This window comes from Actinacidiphila yeochonensis CN732 (genome assembly GCF_000745345.1).
Lineage (GTDB): Bacteria > Actinomycetota > Actinomycetes > Streptomycetales > Streptomycetaceae > Actinacidiphila > Actinacidiphila yeochonensis.
This window is the reverse complement of the sequence record NZ_JQNR01000003.1, coordinates 857,909-876,691: the sequence shown is the minus strand read 5'-3', so window position 1 is coordinate 876,691 and position 18,783 is coordinate 857,909. Positions and strand designations below refer to the sequence as shown.

Genomic DNA, 18,783 nt, shown 5'->3' with positions numbered 1-18,783 from the left:
CCTCGTCCTTCCGCTTTCCACGGTCACCCGGCCATCGGGACACCGAATGTCCCGAACTGCGTGGTTCCGCCGCTTCCGGGGCCGCAGTCTAGGCAGCTCTCCCGGCCCGGAACGGCCACGTCCGCGGCCCGTCAACAGGGCGCGGGGGAGGGCCGGAACAGTCGTTCGCGCTGCTGGGTGCCCTGGCCGCCCGGTTCGGCGGGGTGTCAGGGCCGCCCCCGCGATTCACCCGCCCGTGCGACACGGGCCGTCCGGTGGACGCCCGGCCCGGGCGGCCCCCGCATGCTTCTGCCTGCTCCTGCCGGACCGCGCGTCTCGCGGAGCGAGATGAGCGGCGCGCCCGACCAGTCGCGGTCCACACTGGACGGGCGCCCGCGCCGAGGGCCGGCCGGTCCGGCGGCGCGGCGGCCTGGCGGTCCGGCGGTCCGGCGGACGAAGTGCAGCGAGTGAGGGAACGCGAGTGGCGGCGGTGCGGCAGGACGTGGTGGAGGCCCGCAGGGTCGTGGTGAAGGTCGGCTCCTCGTCGCTGACCACGGCCGCCGGCGGGCTGGACGCGGACCGGGTGGACGCCCTCGTGGACGTCCTGGCCAAGGCCCGGGAGAGCCACGAGGTGGTGCTGGTCTCCTCCGGTGCCATCGCCGCCGGCCTGGCGCCGCTGGGCCTGGACCGCCGACCGCGCGACCTCGCCCGGCAGCAGGCCGCCGCGAGCGTCGGCCAGGGCCTGCTGGTGGCCCGCTACACCGCCTCGTTCGCCCGCCACGGCGTGCGCGTCGGCCAGGTGCTGCTCACCTCCGACGACGTCAGCCGCCGCACCCACTACCGCAACGCCTACCGCACCCTGGACCAGCTGCTGTCGATGGGCGCGCTGCCGGTCGTCAACGAGAACGACACGGTGGCCACGGACGAGATCCGGTTCGGCGACAACGACCGGCTCGCGGCCCTGGTCGCCCACCTCGTCCGGGCCGACCTGCTGGTGCTGCTCTCCGACGTCGACGGCCTCTACGACGGCGACCCGCGCACCCCCGGCACCCGGCTGGTGGCGGAGGTCCGCGGCCCGCAGGACCTCGCGGGGATCAGCGTGGGCAGCGCGGGCCGGGCCGGGGTCGGCACCGGCGGGATGGTCACCAAGGTCGAGGCGGCGGCCATCGCCACCGGGGCGGGCGTGCCGGTCGTGCTCACCTCGGCGGCGCACGCCGCCGACGCGCTGGCCGGCCGCGCCATCGGCACGTACTTCCACCCGACCGGCAAGCGGTCCGCCGACCGCCTGCTCTGGCTGGCCCACGCCTCCACCCCGCGCGGCTCGCTGCGGCTGGACGCGGGCGCCGTGCGGGCGGTCACCGAGCGGCACAGCTCGCTGCTGCCGGCCGGGGTGACGGCGGTCGAGGGCGGGTTCACCGCGGGCGACCCCGTCGACCTCCTCGACGAGGAGGGCCGCCCGGTGGCGCGCGGCCTGGTCAACTTCGACGCCCGCGAACTGCCGCGGCTGCTCGGCCGCTCCACCCGCGACCTGGCCAAGGAGCTCGGGCCGGCGTACGAGCGGGAGGTCGTCCACCGCGACGACCTCGTCCTGCTGCGCGGCTGACCGCGGCGTACCCGGGCCAGGTCCCGCCGGGCCCGGGGGTCCGGCTGCGGGGCGGCCGGGACGGCCCCGGAAGCGCCGCGGGAGGGGCGGGGCACGCCCGTCTGATCAGCCAATCTCCGGGAAACCGCCCCGGCCGGGCGCGGAGCCTGGTCAACTGTGAAGCGGAGGAGTCGTCCGCGGCACCACGGCGGGCGGCGCTCGGACCGTCACCCACAGGGAGGCCGCCGGTGAGACGAGGGCGCCCAGGGTCGTCGCCCAGGGGCACGCCGGAGCGCGCGCTGGTGAGCGTGGCGCGCGGTACCGGAGGTGCCGCTGACTCCGACGGCGCGGAGCGGGCCGAGGGCGCGGGGACCGCCGCGCACCGGCAGCGGCAGGAGGAGCGGCCGCAGACCCGCCTCTGGCACGTCACGCTGAGCGTCGCGGGTCCGCGCACCCCGCTCGCCGAGGTCAGACGCGGCCTCGAACAGCTCGCCCACGACCACCCCTTCCTGCTCACCAGCCGGTACGCCACCGACCACGCCGAGATCCGGTACTGGGAGGAGGCGCGGGACCTGCACGACGCGGCGGCCCTCGCCCTGCGGCTGTGGGGCGAGCACCGCTCCAGCGCGGGGCTGCCGCCCTGGGAGACGGTCGGCCTGGAGGTCATCGACCGCACCACCTACCACCAGCGGCTCGCCGAGGGCTACGGCCCGCCGCCGGCCGTCCCGGTGGGCGTCCACCCGTACTGACCGTGCTCGACCGTGCTCGACCGTACCGACCGTTCTGACCGTGCTCGACCGTACCGAGCACGGAGCCGGCCGGGCCCGGACCGAGGCCACCGGACGGGACGGAGGCGCCGGCGGCGGCCCGGGGCGGGGGCGTCCGGAGCCTCGGCCGCCGGCGGCCACCACGGGGGAGCCGGTGGCAGCAGGCGTGCGTGGACGCAGGCGTTGGCGCCCGCGCGCCGCTGAACGGCGTGCGGGCGGGCGGCGGGCGGGCGGCGTGCGGACGAAGCCGCGGGGAGAGCGCGGACGGACCCGTGCAGGGCCCTGCACAGGGCTCCCGGGTGGGCCGCGGGCCGGCCTGTGGACGACCGCCCGGGCTGTCTCCGCGTTCGCGCTACCCTGCCGGCATGGACCTGCTCTCGCCGCTTCCGAAGTCCCCCGTGCTGCTCGCGGCCTACCGCGCCCGGGCGGCAGCGGCCGAGCTGGCGCCGCTGCCGCGCGCGGCCAAGGACGACGCGCTGCTGGCGGTCGCCGACGCGCTGGTGGTGCGTACCCAGGAGATCACCGCGGCCAACGCCGAGGACGTGGCCCGCGCCCGCGAGGCCGGCACCAGCGAGGCGATCGTCGACCGGCTCACACTGAACCGGGAGCGGATCGCCGCCATCGCCGCCGACGTGCGCCACGTCGCCTCGCTGCCGGACCCGGTCGGCGAGGTGCTGCGCGGCTCCACCCTGCCCAACGGCCTGGAGCTGCGCCAGGTCCGGGTCCCGCTCGGCGTGGTGGGCATCATCTACGAGGCCCGGCCGAACGTCACGGTGGACGCCGCCGCGCTCTGCCTGAAGTCCGGCAACGCGGTGCTGCTGCGCGGTTCCTCCTCCGCCTACGCCTCCAACACCGCCCTGGTCGAGGTGGTCCGGGACGCTGTCGGCGGCTCCGGGCTGCCCGCCGACGCGGTGCAGCTGGTGCCGGGCGAGAGCCGCGAGTCGGTCACCGAGCTGATGCGCGCCCGGGGCCAGGTCGACGTCCTCATCCCGCGCGGCGGCGCCTCCCTGATCCGTACCGTCGTCGAGGGCTCCACCGTCCCGGTGATCGAGACCGGCACCGGCAACTGCCATGTCTACGTGGACGCCGAGGCCGACGTGGAGACCGCCGTCCGGGTGCTGGTGAACTCCAAGGCCCATCGGCCCAGCGTGTGCAACGCCGCCGAGACCCTGCTGGTCCATCAGGACATCGCCGACCGCTTCCTGCCGCGCGCGCTGGACGCCCTGGCCGAGGCCGGCGTCACCGTCCACGCCGACGCCCGGGTGGCCGAGGCCGCCGAGCGGCACGGCGGGCCCGCCACCGTGGTGCCGGCCGTCACGGAGGACTGGGAGACGGAGTACCTCTCCTACGACATCGCCGCCGCCGTGGTGGACTCCCTGGACGCCGCCGTGGCCCACATCCGGCTGTGGTCCTCCGGCCACACCGAGGCCATCGTGACCACCTCCCAGGCCGCTGCCCGCCGCTTCACCCAACTGGTGGACGCCGCCGCGGTGATGGTCAACGCCTCCACCCGGTTCACCGACGGCGGCCAGTTCGGCTTCGGCGCCGAGATCGGCATCTCCACGCAGAAGCTCCACGCGCGCGGCCCGATGGGCCTGCCCGAGCTGACCTCCACCAAGTACGTCGTCACCGGCGACGGCCACGTGCGCTGACGCCCCGTCCGCCCCGTCCGCCCCGTCCGCCCCGTCTGCCCCGTCCGTCCGTCAGCCCCTGTCTGCTTCCCGTCCGCCCCGTTCACCCCGTCCGCCGCTCCCCGCGGTTACTCCGTCCGTGCGGCGTTCGGGTGCTGTCGGGAGTGTCGTGCGGGCCTCGCCGCGAGGCTGTCGCACGTCACCTGGGGCGTCGTCCGGACGGAGCAGTCGGCGGTCCGCTGGAGGCCGGGAATCCCCTGCCCAAAGCGGCACCTCCCGGACTACCCTGATGAGATGCCGGACGATGACGAGTTCGCCTCCCTAGTCCTCGACGAAGACTTCGTACGGTCCGCCCTGTTCCACGAGCCCACGGCCCGGGAACGGATGCTCGCCGTCGCCGAAGGTCCCGCGCTGCCGCCGGGCTGGCCCAGCCGCCGCGGTATAGACCCGCCCGCCCCCGACCTGCACGAGATCTCCGCGTTCGAGGGCGACGAACTGTACGCCGCCGGCCACCCCTACCGGGGCGCCGGCATCCGCTGGCACCGTCCGGTCGCCTGGGCGCTGGCCGTGGTGATGGGGATCGGCGTCGTCGCCCTCACCTTCGCGGCGGTCTACCGCGGCGCCGGCGTCGGCACCCGCGCCCCCGAACGGACCAACACCACCCCGCCGGCCGTCACCCCCCGGATGGCGGCACCGGCCGACACCGGCCCGCTGCGCTGAAATACTGTCAAGTCAGCCGGTATCGAGACGTTCGTTCGCGTACCCGAAGACTTAACCTTGTGATATGAGCGGGCACGCAGACCCTCCCGAGGGCACGCCCGAGGGCGTTCCCAGCGGGGGAGAAGACGAGTACGGGTCCGTCGTCTTCGACGAGTCCTTCGTCCGGGCTGCCCGGATCAGGGAGTTCTCCGCCCAGGAACGGCTGGACGACGCCGCCCACGCCGTACGGGTGCGCCACGTGCTTCCGCACGGGATGGCCCGGCAGGCCATCGCCATGGTGTCGCTGATCGTGGTCGCGTTCGGCTTCGCGGTCTACATGGGGCTCCGGCACCCCTACGCGACCCACCACGCCGCCTCCGCCGTCCAGCTGCGGACCACCGTGATACCGCTGGTGCCCACCGGCCCGGTGCCGGCCGTCTCCGGCAGCAGCCCCTTCGCCGGCAGCCGCGCCGCCCACTACCGGACCGGCGCGGCCGGGTTCGGCGTACCCCGCGCCCGCGAGGTCGGCGGCTTCGCGCAGAGCGAGGTCGCGGAGGCGCTGGACACCGCGGAGGACTACCTCAAGGAATCCTCGCTCGACGCCCGGACGGTCCTCGACGGCGACGTCGGCGCGGTCCGCGACCTGCTCGCCCCCGGCCAGCTCGACCAGTTCGACGACAGCCTGGGCCGGCCCGACGCGGACGGCAGCCACGAGGCGACCGGCTGGCTGGTGCGCTTCGACCCGGCGGCGGACGTCCGGCTGGTCGGCGGCGGCATCCGGGTGAGCGGTTCCTTCGACGACCCCGCTGCCGCCGGCGGCGAGTTGGAGATCGGCTCCGACCACACGTTCGTCTACGCGCTGCGCGGTATCGGGTCCGCCGACACGGGGGTGTCGCTGTTCACCGTCCGCCGCCAGCTGCGCTTCCGCTTCGACCACGCCGACCTGCGCCAGCACCGGATCGAGCTGGTGGAGGCGCAGGTCCAGGCCGGTCCGCTGGCCTGCACCAGCACCGTGGACGGCTACTTCCGGCCGATACTGGCCGGCGGCTCGGCCGGCCCGGTCACCGGCGCCGACCCCTACGACCGCGAGCGCTCGGCCGGCTCGGTGTGCGCCGCCCTGGCCACCGGGGGGACCTCGGCGTCCTCCGCCGCGTCGGCCACGCCGTCCCCGGAGGCCACCACGTCGCCGCAGGCCGGCACCGGCGGTGCGACAACCGGTGTGACGGCCGGTGCGGCGGCCGGTACGGCGGGCACGGCCACCGCGCCGTCCGCCGGCTCCTCACCGGCCCCGACCGGGCCCTGGGGCAGGATCGGCGTGGTGGCCCGGAGACCGCCACGCGGACCCTCGCGGACGCCGCACCGCCCGCCGCGCCGGCTGCCGCGAAGGCGTCCGCGACAGCCGGCCCCTCCGCCTCCGCTACGCTCCGGGCTCCGGCTCGGGTCCCGACCCCCGCGTCCCGGACTGCTGCCCAGAGCCGGTGAAGCGGTCCCGCAGCTTGCCGCCCAGGTCGCCCGCGCCGTTCCCGAGGTCCCGGATCAGCCCCATCAGCGGGTCCTTGCTGCTCTTGACGGTGTCCGCGTAGTGCGAGGCGGACTCCTTGAACGCGTCGTAGACGGACGTGTCCTGGTCCTCGGACCGGCGCGGGTAGTGGCCGTCCATCAGGCGCTGGTAGTCCCGGGTGGCCGCCCACCGGCGCAGCTCGGAGGCGCGCACCGCGGCGAACGGGTGCGAGCGCGGCAGCACGTTGAGGATCTTCAGCACCGAGTCCCGCAGGTCCCCGGCGGCCTCGTACTCGTCGGCCTGCTTCAGGAACGCCTCGGTGTTCATCTCGTGCAGGTGGTTGCCGCCGGCCAGCTTCATCAGGCCGCGCATCGACGCCTGGAGGTCCTGACCCACCAGCAGGCCGGCCCGGTCCGCGGACAGCTCCGACGTGCGGAACCACTCGCGCAGCGCCGTCACCACGGCCATGATCGCGACGTTGCCCAGCGGTATCCACGCCAGCCGCAGCGCCAGGCCGGTCAGGAAGAGCAGCATCGTGCGGTAGACGGAGTGGCCGGAGAGCGCGTGGCCCACCTCGTGGCCGACGACCGCCCGCATCTCCTCCTCGTTCAGCAGCTCGACGAGGCCGGTGTTGACCACGATGATCGGCTCGTTCATGCCGATGCACATCGCGTTCGGCTCGGGGTCCTGCGTCACGTACATCGCCGGCACCCGCTCCAGGTCCAGGATGTGGCAGGCGTCCCGCAGCATGGCGTGGAGGTGGGGGAACTGCTCGTCGCCGACCCGCACCGAGTCGGCCAGGAACAGCAGCCGCAGGCTGCGCTCGGGCACCAGCGCGCTCAGGGCCTTGAAGACGGTGTCGAAACCGCTGAGCTTGCGCAGCGCCACCAGGGCCGACCGGTCGGCCGGGTGCTCCCAGGCGCGTGAGGAGATGTCAGGGAACCGGCGCCGCGAGCGGCTGGGCAGCCGCTCCCCGCCCTGCGGCGGCACGCTCGCGCCACCCGGGAAGCCCCCGGGGAAACCGCCTGACGAGCCGCCGGGTGTGGCACCTGACGAGCCGCCGGACGCCTCACCGGAGCCGCCGCCCGCCGTGGCCGCCTTGGCGTCCTTGCTGTCCTTGCCGTCCTTCTTGGCCTTCTTCGGTTCGGACATACCGGCCCAACCCCCTGCTCGCCGAACGGTTCACCATGCTGGACGCACGGAGCCTGCTCGAAGTTCCCCACAGCCCGCCCGTACGATGTGCGGAGAGTCCTCCCGCCCGTCCCCGAGCACGCAAAGGGTCCGCCGTCATGACGACCGCTGCAGCCACCACCCTGACCACTCTCGCCGAGGGCGGCAACCACCCGAGCCTCAGCCCCTACCTGACAGGATTCGGCGCGTTCGGCGTGCTGCTGCTCCTGCTGTGGGTCGTCACGCGCTTCAACCGCGACTAGCATGTCGGCGAAAAAGCGCATCGGTGTGATGGGCGGCACCTTCGATCCCATCCACCACGGGCACCTGGTGGCCGCGAGCGAGGTGGTGAGCCTTTTCCACCTCGACGAGGTCGTCTTCGTACCCACCGGCCAACCCTGGCAGAAGGACGACCGCCAGGTGTCCCCGGCCGAGGACCGCTACCTGATGACGGTGATCGCCACCGCCTCCAACCCGCAGTTCTCGGTCAGCCGCAGCGACATCGAACGCGGTGGCGCCACCTACACCATCGACACGCTGCGGGACCTGCGGGCGGAGCACCCGGACGCGGAGCTGTTCTTCATCACCGGCGCCGACGCTCTCGCCCAGATCTTCTCGTGGCGGAACGCGGCGGAGCTCTTCGCGCTGGCGCACTTCATCGGCGTCACACGTCCAGGGCATACGCTGTCGGACCCGGGCTTCCCGGAGGGCGGTGTGTCCCTCGTGGAGGTCCCGGCGCTGGCGATCTCGTCGACCGACTGCCGTGAGCGGGTGGCCAAGGGGAATCCCGTCTGGTACCTGGTTCCGGACGGTGTGGTGCGCTACATCGACAAGCGCGCCCTCTACCGGAACCGGCTCGGGTAGCGGCGCCGACGCACACATGAATTGGGGTTCCTCGTGAACGACGCCAACCCCCGCAGGCCCTACGGCCACGGCGGTCCGGACACCGGCACGGACCCCTACGGGCAGGGCCCCTACTACGAGCAGCAGCCCTACGGCTACGACGCGTACGGCCGCCCGGTCGCCCCGCCCCCGCCGGACCCCAGGGCCCAGGGCGTCCACCAGGACCCCTATCAGGGCACCTACCAGGGGCCCGGGCACATCCCGCAGCAACCCCAACAGCCGTACTACGGCCAGCCCCCCGGCCCCGACGGCCATGACACCGGCCAGTACCCGGGATATCCCGGGTACTCCGCCCTGGAGCGGGGCTACGGCCCCGGCGGCTCCCCGACGGGGCAGATGCCCGTGTACGGCGCCGGTCCGCGCCAGGACTTCGACACCGGGCAGCACACCGGCCAGTTCCCGGCGTACGACACCGGGCAGCAGCCCGTGTACGGGGGCGGCGGGCCGCACACCGGCCAGACACCCGTCTATGACGGCGGTTCCCCGACCGGGCAGATGCCCGTGTACGGCGCCGGTCCGCGTCAGGACTTCGACACCGGGCAGCACACCGGGCAGCACACCGGCCAGTTCCCGGCGTACGACACCGGGCAGCAGCCCGTGTACGGGGGCGGCGGGCCGCACACCGGCCGGACACCCGTCTATGACGGCGGTTCCCATACCGCCCAGATGCCGGTCCAGGACGGCGGCGGCCACACGGGCCAGGTGCCGGTCCACGACAGCGGCGGCCCGCACACCGGGCAGCTGCCCCGCCAGAAGGCGGGGCCGGAGCCGGACCGGGCAGCGGAGGACGGAGAGGGCGGCGGCCCCCGGACGGGCCTCGGCTACCAGGAAGAGCCGTTCGCCTTCGTGGACGAGGACTCCGAGGAGTCCGAGGACGTCATCGACTGGCTCAAGTTCTCCGAGTCCCGCACCGAGCGCCGCGAGGAGGCCCGGCGGCGCGGCCGCAACCGGCGTGTCGGGCTCGTCCTCGTCCTCGTCCTGGCCCTGCTCGGCGGCGCCGGATACCTGTGGGACGCCGGGAAGATCCCCGGGCTGAAGAAGAGCGGCGCCAAGGCGGCCGCCACCGGCGGCTCCCAACGGCGCGACGTGATCCTGGTCCACCTGATGCCCGTCGACGGCGGCCCCAGCTCCACCGCCCTGCTGGTGGACAACACCACGAAGAAGCACGGCACCACCGTCCTCATCCCCAACGCCCTCCAGGTCAGCGGCGACGACGGCACCATGACCCTCGACAAGTCCGTCGAGGACGGGGTGGGCCCCACCCGTGACGCGCTCAACGCGCTGCTCGGCACGGACATCAGCGGCAGCTGGCGGCTCGACTCGCCGTACCTCGAACTGCTCGTCGACTCCCTGGGCAACGTGCTCGTCGACACCAACGCCTCCGTCAAGGGCACCGGCAAGGACAAGGACAAGGTCCTGGTGCCCAAGGGCGAGCAGCAGGAGCTCACCGGCCAGGCCGCCGTCGCCTACGCCACCTACCGGGCGCCCGGAGAGCCGCAGACCGCGCAGCTGGCGCGGTTCGGCCAGGTGATGGAGGCGGTGCTGGAGAAGATGCCCAGCGACACCGCCGGGGCCACCAAGACCGTGCAGGCCCTCACCCAGATCCTCGACCCCTCGCTCACCGAGAGCCAGCTCGGCGCCTCCCTCGCGGCGCTCGCGGACCTCGCGAAGACCGGCGCCTACAGCACCCTCACGCTGCCGGTCGGCTCCGACGGCACGCTCAGCGACCAGGCCGCTGCGACCGTCAAGAGCACCCTCGGCACCACGGTGAAGCCCGGCGGCGCGTCGTCCGGCGAGGCCCGGGTGGCCGTCAAGGACGCCAGCGGCGAGGCCAAGGCCGCGAGCATGGCCCAGGCGGCGATCACCAACAGCGGCTCGTACTCCTACGTACCCGGCGGCAAGGCGGCCACGACGCAGAAGGTCTCCCAGGTGCTCTACTCCGACGCCTCACGGGAGGCCGCCGCGAAGGACGTGGCGACCACGCTGGACCTCCCGGTCGCCGAGGTCGGCAAGGGCACGGTGCCGGCCAACGCGGACATCCTGGTGGTGCTCGGCGGGGACTACAAGCCGTCCCAGACCTAGTACGGCGCCCGGCAGGACCGGTCCGGCCCCGGCGGGCGCGTGAGCGCCCTCCCCGGGGCCGGAGCGCGTCCGGGGCTCTGCGGGCGGCGCCGCGGACGGGGGCCCGGGGCGCCGTTCCGCGAGGTGGGGCGCTGTCGGAGCGGCGTGAGACCCTTGAAGGGTCAGGTACACCGACCGGAAAGCTGCTCCGTGACCGCCACAGACCGATCCGTCGAGCTCATCCGCGCCGCCTCCCAGGCTGCCGCCGACAAGCTCGCGCACGACATCATCGCCTACGACGTCAGCGATGTGCTCTCCATCACCGACGCCTTCCTGGTGGCCTCCGCACCCAACGACCGGCAGGTCAGGGCGATCGTGGACGCGATCGAGGAGGTCCTCCGCAAGGACCTGGACGCCAAGCCGGTCCGCCGCGAGGGCGAGCGGGACGGCCGCTGGATCCTGCTCGACTACGTCGACATCGTCGTCCATGTCCAGCACTCCGAGGAGCGTGTCTTCTACGCGCTGGAGCGGCTGTGGAAGGACTGCCCCGAGATCGACCTGCCCGAGGACGCCGTCGCCACCCGCGGCAAGGGCGCGGCCCACGCCGAGGCGCTCGCGGCCTCGGAGGCGTTCGACGAGGACGCGTGAGCCGACCGTGACCTCAGCCGACCGCGGCCGCCGGATCGTCCTCTGGCGGCACGGCCAGACCTCCTGGAACCTCGAACAGCGCTTCCAGGGCGACACCGACATCCCGCTGACGGAGGTCGGCGTCGCCCAGGCCCGGCGGGCCGCCCGTATGCTCGCCGCCCTCGCGCCGGACCGGGTGATCGCCTCCGACCTCCGGCGGGCCGCCGCCACCGCCGCCGAGCTGACGGCGCTCACCGGGCAGACCGCCACCCCCTACGAGGGGCTGCGCGAGACGTACGCGGGGGAGTGGCAGGGCCTGACCCACACCGAGATCCTGGCCCGCTTCGGCGAGCAGTACACGGCCTGGAAGCGCGGTGAGCCGGTCCGCCGCGGCGGCGGCGAACTGGAGACCGAGGTGGCCGACCGTGCCGCGCCGGTGGTGCTCGCCGAGGCCGACAAGCTGCCCCCGGGCGGTCTGCTGGTCGTGGTCAGCCACGGCGGCACGATCCGCACCACCATCGGCAGGTTGCTCGGCCTCGACCCCCGTAGCTGGGAGTCGCTGGGCGGCCTGTCCAACTGCTGCTGGTCCGTCCTCGGCGAGGGCGTGCGCGGCTGGCGGTTGACCGAGCACAACGCGAGCAGCCTGCCGGAAGCGGTTCTCGGCGACGACCGCTGAGGCCCGCGGCCCGCCCCCCGGCGGGTCCCGCGCAGCCGATTTCGTTTCCCGACGCTCCACCCGCTATGCTTCTTCTCGTCGCCAGGACAACAGGGCGGCGGTTCTGGGGCTGTAGCTCAGTTGGTAGAGCGCTTGCATGGCATGCAAGAGGTCCGGGGTTCAATTCCCCGTAGCTCCACAGAAGACGACAGGCGAAGTATGTCCGCGGAAAGCGCGGAGATGCTTCGCCTTCGTCGTTTTCGCGCGAACTCGGTCCGCGCGTGTCGGGGTCTCCCCGGCCTGCGGGCACGGGAGGTGCCCTCAGTCCCCAATCCTCAGCCCCCCCGGGGCCGGGCCGGCACTCCCCTCGGGTGAGCGGGACCGGCAGGAGACTCGTGCGGACTTGCGGGGGAGCGGGGGAGGGGCCGGGGGAAACCCGGTGCCCTTCGGGGCTGGTGCGGGCTCACGGCGCCGTCTGGTGGCGCGTGGCGCCGGACATCCCCTCCTGGCCCGTCGGATCGGCTTCCACGGGCTTGTGGGGGCGTCCTGGGGGTGGTGGAGGGCGGCCGCGGCTGTCGTCGTCGACGGCGTCCGGTCCCGGCCTCGGCGCCCTGCGGGCCGGCCGGGCCCTGACTGTGGCGGCCGTCACCTCCGGGTTCGCGGGTCCGCCCTGGCGGCGGTCGTACTGGTCCCGCCGTCGGGGGTGTTGGCGCTCCGGGGCGAGGACGGCATCGGGGACCCGCGCGGCCTGGCCGCCTCCGGTGGCCCCGGGCCGTTTACCGGTTTGCTGTTCCACCCGGTCGGCCGTGTAAAGTAATCCCCAGGTCGGCCGGTTCGCCGGGCCGACGGACGCGGGGCTATAGCTCAGTTGGTAGAGCGCTTGCATGGCATGCAAGAGGTCCGGGGTTCGAATCCCCGTAGCTCCACAGAAGGATGTTCCCGACGTCGGTCGGAGAAGATCTCGCTCGACCCGTTCGATCTTCTTGATCGGACGGGTTTTCCGCGTTTCCGGAGCCTGCCGAGGCGACCTGATGCGGCCGAAGCCGCACGCGATGCCCGGGACTTCGCAGGAGGGTCCGGGCCGTCGGCGAGGCGGACGCAGCGGCAGCCCCCTCGCGGATGACGGCACCGCCGTGGACCAGGAGCCCCCACGCTGTCCACCGTCCCGTCGGGTGTGGCCGTGGGTGCCACCAGAGCGCCTGTCGGGCGGAGGCCGTCGAGTGTGCGGACCGTCACACTTCCCGATCTGGCGCCGAGCGGTGTGGGGGCGAGGAGTTCGTCGGGTGTGGGGCCGGCGGTGGAGGGTGCGCGGGGCCGCGGTCCCAGGCGCGGGGGCGGGCGCAGGCGCGGCGTCGGGGGCGGCGGTGGAAGAGGGGACGGCCCTGACGGGCGCGATCGTGCGGCGGCGGCACGGCGGCACGGCGGCACGGCGGCACGGCGGCACGGCGGCACGGCGGTACGGAGGGGCTTCGGGTCGAGGAGGTGGCCGCGCCTGTGGCCGGCCGCGGCGCGGGCGGCCCGCGTTCGTACGTGTGGGGGGTTCCCGGCGCGTCCGGCGGGTTTTTTTCCCTCTGTCCCTTCCGCCCCGGCTCGCCGCCTCGATCCGGCATCCCCTGGTGGGTGGGCAGGGCCGCTGCTAGCGTCAACTCTCCTGGCGGTCAAGGTCAATGATCCCTCGGGCGAGTATCCGTAGGAGGGGGTTCCTTGACCTTCTCTTGGGTATTTCATGGCCCTCACGTGAACTGATCGGCGACAGAGTGTCGCTCTGTGCGGTGCTCCGCGCACGGATAACGGTGACACCGTGTCAGATGCGATATCCACTTGCTTCGCTTGGGGGTTCCATGAGATTCGAGCGCAAGAGAGCCCGCGCCGGGCTGGCGATGGCAGCCACACTGCCCCTCGTCGCCGGCGCGCTCGTGCTTGGCGCCCAGGGCGCCAACGCCGACACGTCGGCCGGGCGCCAGCTGCTGAGCGGCACCAAGCCCGCGTGGGCGACCGCGCATGCGGACAAGGGCGCCGCGTCCGCCAGCGGCAAGGTGACCGCCCGGGTCTACCTCGCCGGTGACGCCCAGGGCCTGGCCGCCTACGCCAAGGCGGTCTCCGACCCGCAGTCGGCGACGTACGCGCACTACCTGACGGCGGCCCAGGCTCAGGCCCGCTTCGGCGCCACCGCCGCCCAGCGGGAAGCCGTGCGCTCGTGGTTGACCTCCTCCGGCCTGAAGGTCACCGGCTCCAACCAGCACTTCCTGACCGTCACCGGCACCGTGAAGTCCGCCGAGAAGGCGTTCGGCACCCAGCTGCACAACTACGCCAAGGGCAGCCACACCTACCACGCCCCGGCCGCCACGGCCTCGGCGCCGGCCTCCCTCAAGGGCGCCGTGCTCACCGTGACGGGCCTCGACAACGCCCCCAGGCAGGCCACCCACGACGACACCCTGCCCCCGCCCGAGGCCGCGTTCGTCAACTCCGGGCCGTTCTCCACCTACTACGGCTCGAACGTCGACAAGAAGCTCCCCTCGGCGTACGGCAGCAAGGCCGCTTACACCATCCAGGGCTACTCCGGCGACCAGCTGCGCGCCGCCTACGGCGCCGGCAAGTACACCGGCGCGGGCGTCACCGTGGCGATCACCGACGCCTACGCCTCGCCGAACATCGTCTCCGACTCCGCCCGCCTGGCCAAGGACACCGGCGGCCAGAAGTACCGCAAGGGCCAGCTGACGCAGGTCACCCCGGCGGCCGACGGCTACAACAGCGTCGACGAGTGCGGCGCCTCCGGCTGGTACGGCGAGGAGTCGCTGGACGTCGAGTCCGTGCACGCCGTGGCCCCCGACGCCGACATCGTCTACGTGGGTGCCGCCTCCTGCGGCGACGACGACCTGCTCGACGCGCTGCAGAAGGTCGTCGACAACCACCTGGCGACCATCGTCAGCAACTCCTGGGGCGACGTCGAGGCCGACGCCACTCCGGACTCCCAGGCCGCCTACGACCAGGTCTTCGAGACCGGGGCCGTGGAGGGCATCGGCTTCTACTTCTCCTCCGGTGACGACGGCGACGACGCCATCGACGAGAACGGCGCGACCGACGTCTCGACCCCGTCCGACTCCCAGTGGGCGACCTCGGTCGGCGGCACCTCGCTGGCCGTCGGCAAGAACGACAAGTACCTGTGGGAGACCGGCTGGGGCACCGAGCGGGCCCCGCTGTCGGCCGACGGCAAGAGCTGGGACGGCTTCCCCGGCCCGTTCACCTCGGGCGCCGGCGGCGGCACCAGCAAGCTGGTGGGGCAGCCGTACTACCAGCGCGGCGTCGTCCCGGACTCGCTGTCCAAGGAGAACGGCTCCACCGCGATGCGCGTCCAGCCGGACATCTCCGCGGTCGCCGACCCCAACACCGGCTTCCTCGTCGGTGAGACGATGACCTTCCCCGACGGCACCGCGAAGTACAACGAGTACCGCCTCGGCGGCACCTCGCTGGCCTCCCCGGTCATCGCCGGCGTCCAGGCGCTCGCCGAGCAGGCCCGCGGCGGCGTGCCGATCGGCTTCGCCAACCCGGGCATCTACTCCCGGTACGGCACGTCCTCCTTCCACGACGTGACCGACCACCCGCTCGGCCAGGGCCAGGGCATCGCCAACGTCCGCGTCGACTACGCCAACACCACCGACGCGTCCGAGGGCACCATCACCTCGCTGCGCACCTTCGGCGCGGACAGCTCGCTGCACGCGACCGTCGGCTACGACAACGTCACCGGAGTCGGCACCCCCGGCACCGACTACGTGAAGTCCTACAAGCCGGCGAAGAAGAACTGACCGAGACATCGGCGCCTGGGCGGCCTTCCTCCTGAAGGGCCGCCCGGCACTGCCTCTCAGGGGTGCCGGTCCGGAGACACTCGGACCGGCACCCCTGGTGCGTTTCCGACCCCTATAGGCCGGTCTCCGATTCGGGCCCCAGTAGGTCGCCGGACCGCCGCTTCCCATAGGTCGCCCGGCTTCCTGGGGGCAAGCCCCAGCTGCCCCGGCTCGTGCGGCCCCGCACACCCCTGGGGTACCCTGAGCCCATGCGAGCCGTGAGCCTCCTGCTTAGCCAGCCGCGCTGACCACGAAACACGTCAGTGCGGCACCCCTCCTGTGCGAGGGGCTTTTTTGTTTCCGGTTTCATCCCGGAGACCCGCCCCCACGAGGGGCCGGCGAGGGCATCAGGCGATCCGGCGGCGCGGCCGTCACGACAGCGATGGAGTACCGAGGACGATGAGCGACACCACCCCGGCCGGCGAGACGGCCGCGCCCCACCGCTACACGGCCGCCATGGCCGAGCGGATCGAGAGCAAGTGGCAGGACTTCTGGGACGCCGCCGGCACCTTCGACGCCCCCAACCCCAGCGGCGAGCTGGACGGGGCGCCCGAGCTGGCCGCGCGCCCCAAGAAGTTCATCATGGACATGTTCCCGTACCCGTCGGGCGCGGGCCTGCACGTCGGTCACCCTCTGGGGTACATCGCCACCGACGTCTACTCCCGCCACCAGCGGATGACCGGCCACAACGTCCTGCACACCCTGGGCTTCGACGCCTTCGGCCTGCCCGCCGAGCAGTACGCCGTGCAGACCGGCACCCACCCCAGGGTCTCCACCGAGGCGAACATGGTCCGCATGAAGGAGCAGCTGCGCCGGCTGGGCATGGCCTACGACCGCCGCCGCTCCTTCGCCACCATCGACTCCGACTACTACCGCTGGACGCAGTGGATCTTCCTGCAGATCTACAACTCCTGGTACGACGAGGCCGCCGGCCGGGCCCGCCCCATCGCCGAACTGGTCGAGCAGTTCGCCTCCGGTGCCCGCCCCGTCCCCGGCCACGACCGCCCCTGGGCGGAGCTGACCGGGGCCGAGCGCTCCGACGTGCTGAGCGGCTTCCGGCTGGCCTACGCCGCCGAGTCCCCGGTGAACTGGTGCCCCGGCCTGGGCACCGTGCTGGCCAACGAGGAGGTCACCGCCGAGGGCCGCTCCGAGCGCGGCAACTACCCCGTCTTCAAGGCCAAGCTGCGCCAGTGGATGATGCGCATCACCGCCTACGCCGACCGCCTGCTGGACGACCTGGACGACCTGGACTGGCCCGAGGCGATCAAGCTGCAGCAGCGCAACTGGATCGGCCGCAGCGAGGGCGCCCGCGTCGACTTCCCGGTCCACGAGGCCGACGGCACCGCCGGCACCGGTCCGGAGCGGGCCGTGACCGTCTTCACCACCCGCCCCGACACCCTGTTCGGGGCCACCTACATGGTGCTGGCCCCCGAGCACGAGCTGGTGGACGCCATCGTCCCGGCCGTCTGGCCGGAGGGCACCCACTCCGTCTGGACGGGCGGCCACCCCACGCCCGCCGACGCCGTCGCCGCCTACCGCAAGGAGGCCGCGGCCAAGTCGGACGTCGAGCGGCAGGCCGACGCCAAGGAGAAGACCGGCGTCTTCACCGGAGCCTTCGCCGTCAACCCGGTCAGCGGCCGGCCCGTCCCGGTCTTCATCGCCGACTACGTGCTGATGGGCTACGGCACCGGCGCGATCATGGCGGTGCCCGCGCACGACAGCCGGGACTTCGCCTTCGCCCGCGCCTTCGAGCTGCCGATGCGCTGCGTCGTCGAGCCCACCGACGGCCGCGGCACCGACCCCGCCACCTGGGACGACGCCTTCGTCTCCTACGACGCCGTGATCACCGGCTCCACCGCCGAGGGCCCCGACGGCATCAGCCTGGACGGCCTGGGCGTGGTGGCGGCCAAGGCGGCCGTCACCACCTGGCTGAGCGAGCGCGGCATCGGCGAGGGCACCGTCAACTACCGGCTGCGCGACTGGCTGTTCAGCCGCCAGCGGTACTGGGGCGAGCCGTTCCCGATCGTCTACGACGAGGACGGCGTGGCGCACTCGCTGCCGGACTCGATGCTGCCGGTGGAACTGCCCGAGGTCGACGACTACAGCCCGCGCACCTTCGACCCGGACGACGCCGACACCTCGCCCGAGACGCCGCTGTCGCGCAACCAGGAGTGGGTCAACGTCACCCTGGACCTGGGCGACGGCCCGCGCGCCTACCGGCGCGAGACCAACACGATGCCCAACTGGGCCGGCTCCTGCTGGTACGAGCTGCGCTACCTGGACCCGCGCAACGAGCGGGAACTGGTCTCCAAGGAGGCCGAGGCGTACTGGATGGGCCCGCGCGAGGGCCAGCCCGCCGGCGGCGTCGACCTGTACGTCGGCGGCGCCGAGCACGCCGTGCTGCACCTGCTGTACGCCCGCTTCTGGCACAAGGTGCTGTTCGACCTGGGCCACATCTCGTCCTACGAGCCGTTCCACCGCCTGTTCAACCAGGGCATGATCCAGGCGTACGTCTACCGCGACGCGCGCGGCATCGCGGTGCCCGCCGCCGAGGTCGAGGAGCGGGACGGCGCCTGGTACTACCAGGGCGAGAAGGTCTCGCGACTGCTGGGCAAGATGGGCAAGTCGCTGAAGAACGCCGTCACGCCGGACGAGATCTGCGCCGAGTACGGCGCCGACACGCTGCGGCTGTACGAGATGGTGATGGGCCCCCTGGACGCCTCCCGTCCCTGGGACACCCGCGCCGTCGTCGGCCAGTACCGGCTGCTGCAGCGGCTGTGGCGCAACATCGTCGACGAGTCCACCGGCCGGCCCACCGTCACCGAGGCGGAGCCGGACGAGGAGACGCTGCGGCTGCTGCACAAGGCGATCGACGGCGTCAGCGGTGACATGGAGGCGCTGCGCTTCAACACGGCCATCGCCAAGATCACCGAGCTGAACAACCACCTGGTGCGTATCGCCGGCGCGGGCCTGCCCCGCTCGGTGGCCGAGCCGCTGGTGCTGATGGTCGCGCCGCTGGCGCCGCACGTCGCCGAGGAGCTGTGGACCCTGCTGGGGCATGACGGCTCCCTGGCGAACGAGCCGTTCCCGGTGGCCGACCCGGCACTGGCCGAGGACCCGAGCGTCACCTGTGTCGTCCAGGTCAAGGGCAAGGTCAAGGCCCGCCTGGAGGTGCCGCCGTCGATCAGCGACGCCGAGCTGGAGGCGCTGGCGCTGGCCGCGCCCGGCGTCGTGGAGGCGGTGGGCGACGCGCCGGTGCGGAAGGTGATCGTGCGGGCGCCGAAGCTGGTCAACGTGGTGGTGTGACCCCTGGGGCGCCACCGGGGTACCGGGGGCTCCCGGGCCGAGGGGCCGTGTCCGCGCACG

13 protein-coding genes, 2 tRNA genes and 1 pseudogene are annotated in these 18,783 nt (G+C 73.3%); 14 read left to right on the top strand and 2 right to left on the bottom strand.

What is annotated here, in order from left to right:
* Nucleotides 1-460 precede the first annotated feature (460 nt).
* The 5 genes and pseudogenes from proB to BS72_RS40140 all read left to right on the top strand — a co-directional run.
* Nucleotides 461-1,582 (top strand): glutamate 5-kinase, encoded by a 1,122-nt coding sequence (gene proB, locus BS72_RS05265; RefSeq protein ID WP_078901024.1) that lies wholly within the window; start codon nt 461-463, stop codon nt 1,580-1,582.
* A gap of 227 nt (nt 1,583-1,809) precedes the next feature.
* Nucleotides 1,810-2,310 (top strand): hypothetical protein, encoded by a 501-nt coding sequence (locus BS72_RS05260; protein ID WP_037906786.1) that lies wholly within the window; start codon nt 1,810-1,812, stop codon nt 2,308-2,310.
* A gap of 383 nt (nt 2,311-2,693) precedes the next feature.
* Nucleotides 2,694-3,980, top strand: coding sequence for a glutamate-5-semialdehyde dehydrogenase (locus BS72_RS05255; RefSeq protein WP_037906783.1), 1,287 nt, complete (start codon nt 2,694-2,696; stop codon nt 3,978-3,980).
* Nucleotides 3,981-4,253: 273 nt separating this feature from the next.
* Complete coding sequence (locus BS72_RS05245; protein ID WP_051950688.1) at nt 4,254-4,679, top strand: SCO2583/SCO2584 N-terminal domain-containing protein; 426 nt, start codon at nt 4,254-4,256, stop codon at nt 4,677-4,679.
* A 64-nt stretch (nt 4,680-4,743) separates the two neighbouring features.
* A pseudogene (locus BS72_RS40140) lies at nt 4,744-5,727 on the top strand (SCO2583 family membrane protein); the annotation flags it as partial.
* An 8-nt stretch (nt 5,728-5,735) separates the two neighbouring features.
* On the opposite strand, the gene BS72_RS05235 reads toward BS72_RS40140, so the two are convergent.
* Nucleotides 5,736-5,918 (bottom strand): hypothetical protein, encoded by a 183-nt coding sequence (locus tag BS72_RS05235; RefSeq protein ID WP_037906775.1) that lies wholly within the window; start codon nt 5,916-5,918, stop codon nt 5,736-5,738.
* A 157-nt stretch (nt 5,919-6,075) separates the two neighbouring features.
* Nucleotides 6,076-7,311: a M48 family metallopeptidase gene (locus BS72_RS05230; RefSeq protein ID WP_232792217.1), complete on the bottom strand. Its 1,236-nt coding sequence runs from the start codon at nt 7,309-7,311 to the stop codon at nt 6,076-6,078.
* A 137-nt stretch (nt 7,312-7,448) separates the two neighbouring features.
* On the opposite strand from BS72_RS05230, the gene BS72_RS37060 reads away from it, so the two are divergent.
* The 9 genes from BS72_RS37060 (at nt 7,449) to leuS (ending at nt 18,723) form a co-directional block, all read left to right on the top strand.
* The gene (locus BS72_RS37060) at nt 7,449-7,592 is read left to right on the top strand and encodes a hypothetical protein (RefSeq protein WP_198545758.1); all 144 of its coding nucleotides are present in this window, start codon (nt 7,449-7,451) and stop codon (nt 7,590-7,592) included.
* A 1-nt stretch (nt 7,593) separates the two neighbouring features.
* The gene (nadD, locus tag BS72_RS05225; RefSeq protein WP_037906773.1) at nt 7,594-8,193 is read left to right on the top strand and encodes a nicotinate-nucleotide adenylyltransferase; all 600 of its coding nucleotides are present in this window, start codon (nt 7,594-7,596) and stop codon (nt 8,191-8,193) included.
* A 33-nt stretch (nt 8,194-8,226) separates the two neighbouring features.
* Nucleotides 8,227-10,314 (top strand): LCP family protein, encoded by a 2,088-nt coding sequence (locus BS72_RS05220; protein ID WP_037906771.1) that lies wholly within the window; start codon nt 8,227-8,229, stop codon nt 10,312-10,314.
* A 189-nt stretch (nt 10,315-10,503) separates the two neighbouring features.
* Complete coding sequence (gene rsfS / locus BS72_RS05215) at nt 10,504-10,941, top strand: ribosome silencing factor (protein WP_037906768.1); 438 nt, start codon at nt 10,504-10,506, stop codon at nt 10,939-10,941.
* Nucleotides 10,942-10,948: 7 nt separating this feature from the next.
* Nucleotides 10,949-11,596: a histidine phosphatase family protein gene (locus BS72_RS05210; protein ID WP_037906765.1), complete on the top strand. Its 648-nt coding sequence runs from the start codon at nt 10,949-10,951 to the stop codon at nt 11,594-11,596.
* A gap of 105 nt (nt 11,597-11,701) precedes the next feature.
* A tRNA-Ala gene (locus tag BS72_RS05205) sits at nt 11,702-11,774 on the top strand.
* 654 nt (nt 11,775-12,428) lie between these two features.
* A tRNA-Ala gene (locus BS72_RS05200) sits at nt 12,429-12,501 on the top strand.
* Between the two features lie 915 nt (nt 12,502-13,416).
* Nucleotides 13,417-15,378 (top strand): S53 family peptidase, encoded by a 1,962-nt coding sequence (locus BS72_RS05195; RefSeq protein ID WP_078901023.1) that lies wholly within the window; start codon nt 13,417-13,419, stop codon nt 15,376-15,378.
* Between the two features lie 438 nt (nt 15,379-15,816).
* Nucleotides 15,817-18,723 carry a leucine--tRNA ligase gene (gene leuS / locus BS72_RS05190; protein ID WP_037906761.1) on the top strand — a complete coding sequence of 969 codons (2,907 nt, stop codon included), beginning with the start codon at nt 15,817-15,819 and terminating at the stop codon, nt 18,721-18,723.
* Nucleotides 18,724-18,783 lie beyond the last annotated feature (60 nt).

Coding starts and splice junctions, on each gene's coding strand:
- BS72_RS05255 (WP_037906783.1), top strand. CDS start 2,694: ATGGACCTGCTCTCGCCGCTTCCGAAGTCCCCCGTGCTGCTCGCGGCC.
- BS72_RS05245 (WP_051950688.1), top strand. CDS start 4,254: ATGCCGGACGATGACGAGTTCGCCTCCCTAGTCCTCGACGAAGACTTC.
- BS72_RS05230 (WP_232792217.1), bottom strand. CDS start 7,311: ATGTCCGAACCGAAGAAGGCCAAGAAGGACGGCAAGGACAGCAAGGAC.
- BS72_RS37060 (WP_198545758.1), top strand. CDS start 7,449: ATGACGACCGCTGCAGCCACCACCCTGACCACTCTCGCCGAGGGCGGC.
- nadD (WP_037906773.1), top strand. CDS start 7,594: ATGTCGGCGAAAAAGCGCATCGGTGTGATGGGCGGCACCTTCGATCCC.
- BS72_RS05195 (WP_078901023.1), top strand. CDS start 13,417: ATGAGATTCGAGCGCAAGAGAGCCCGCGCCGGGCTGGCGATGGCAGCC.
- leuS (WP_037906761.1), top strand. CDS start 15,817: ATGAGCGACACCACCCCGGCCGGCGAGACGGCCGCGCCCCACCGCTAC.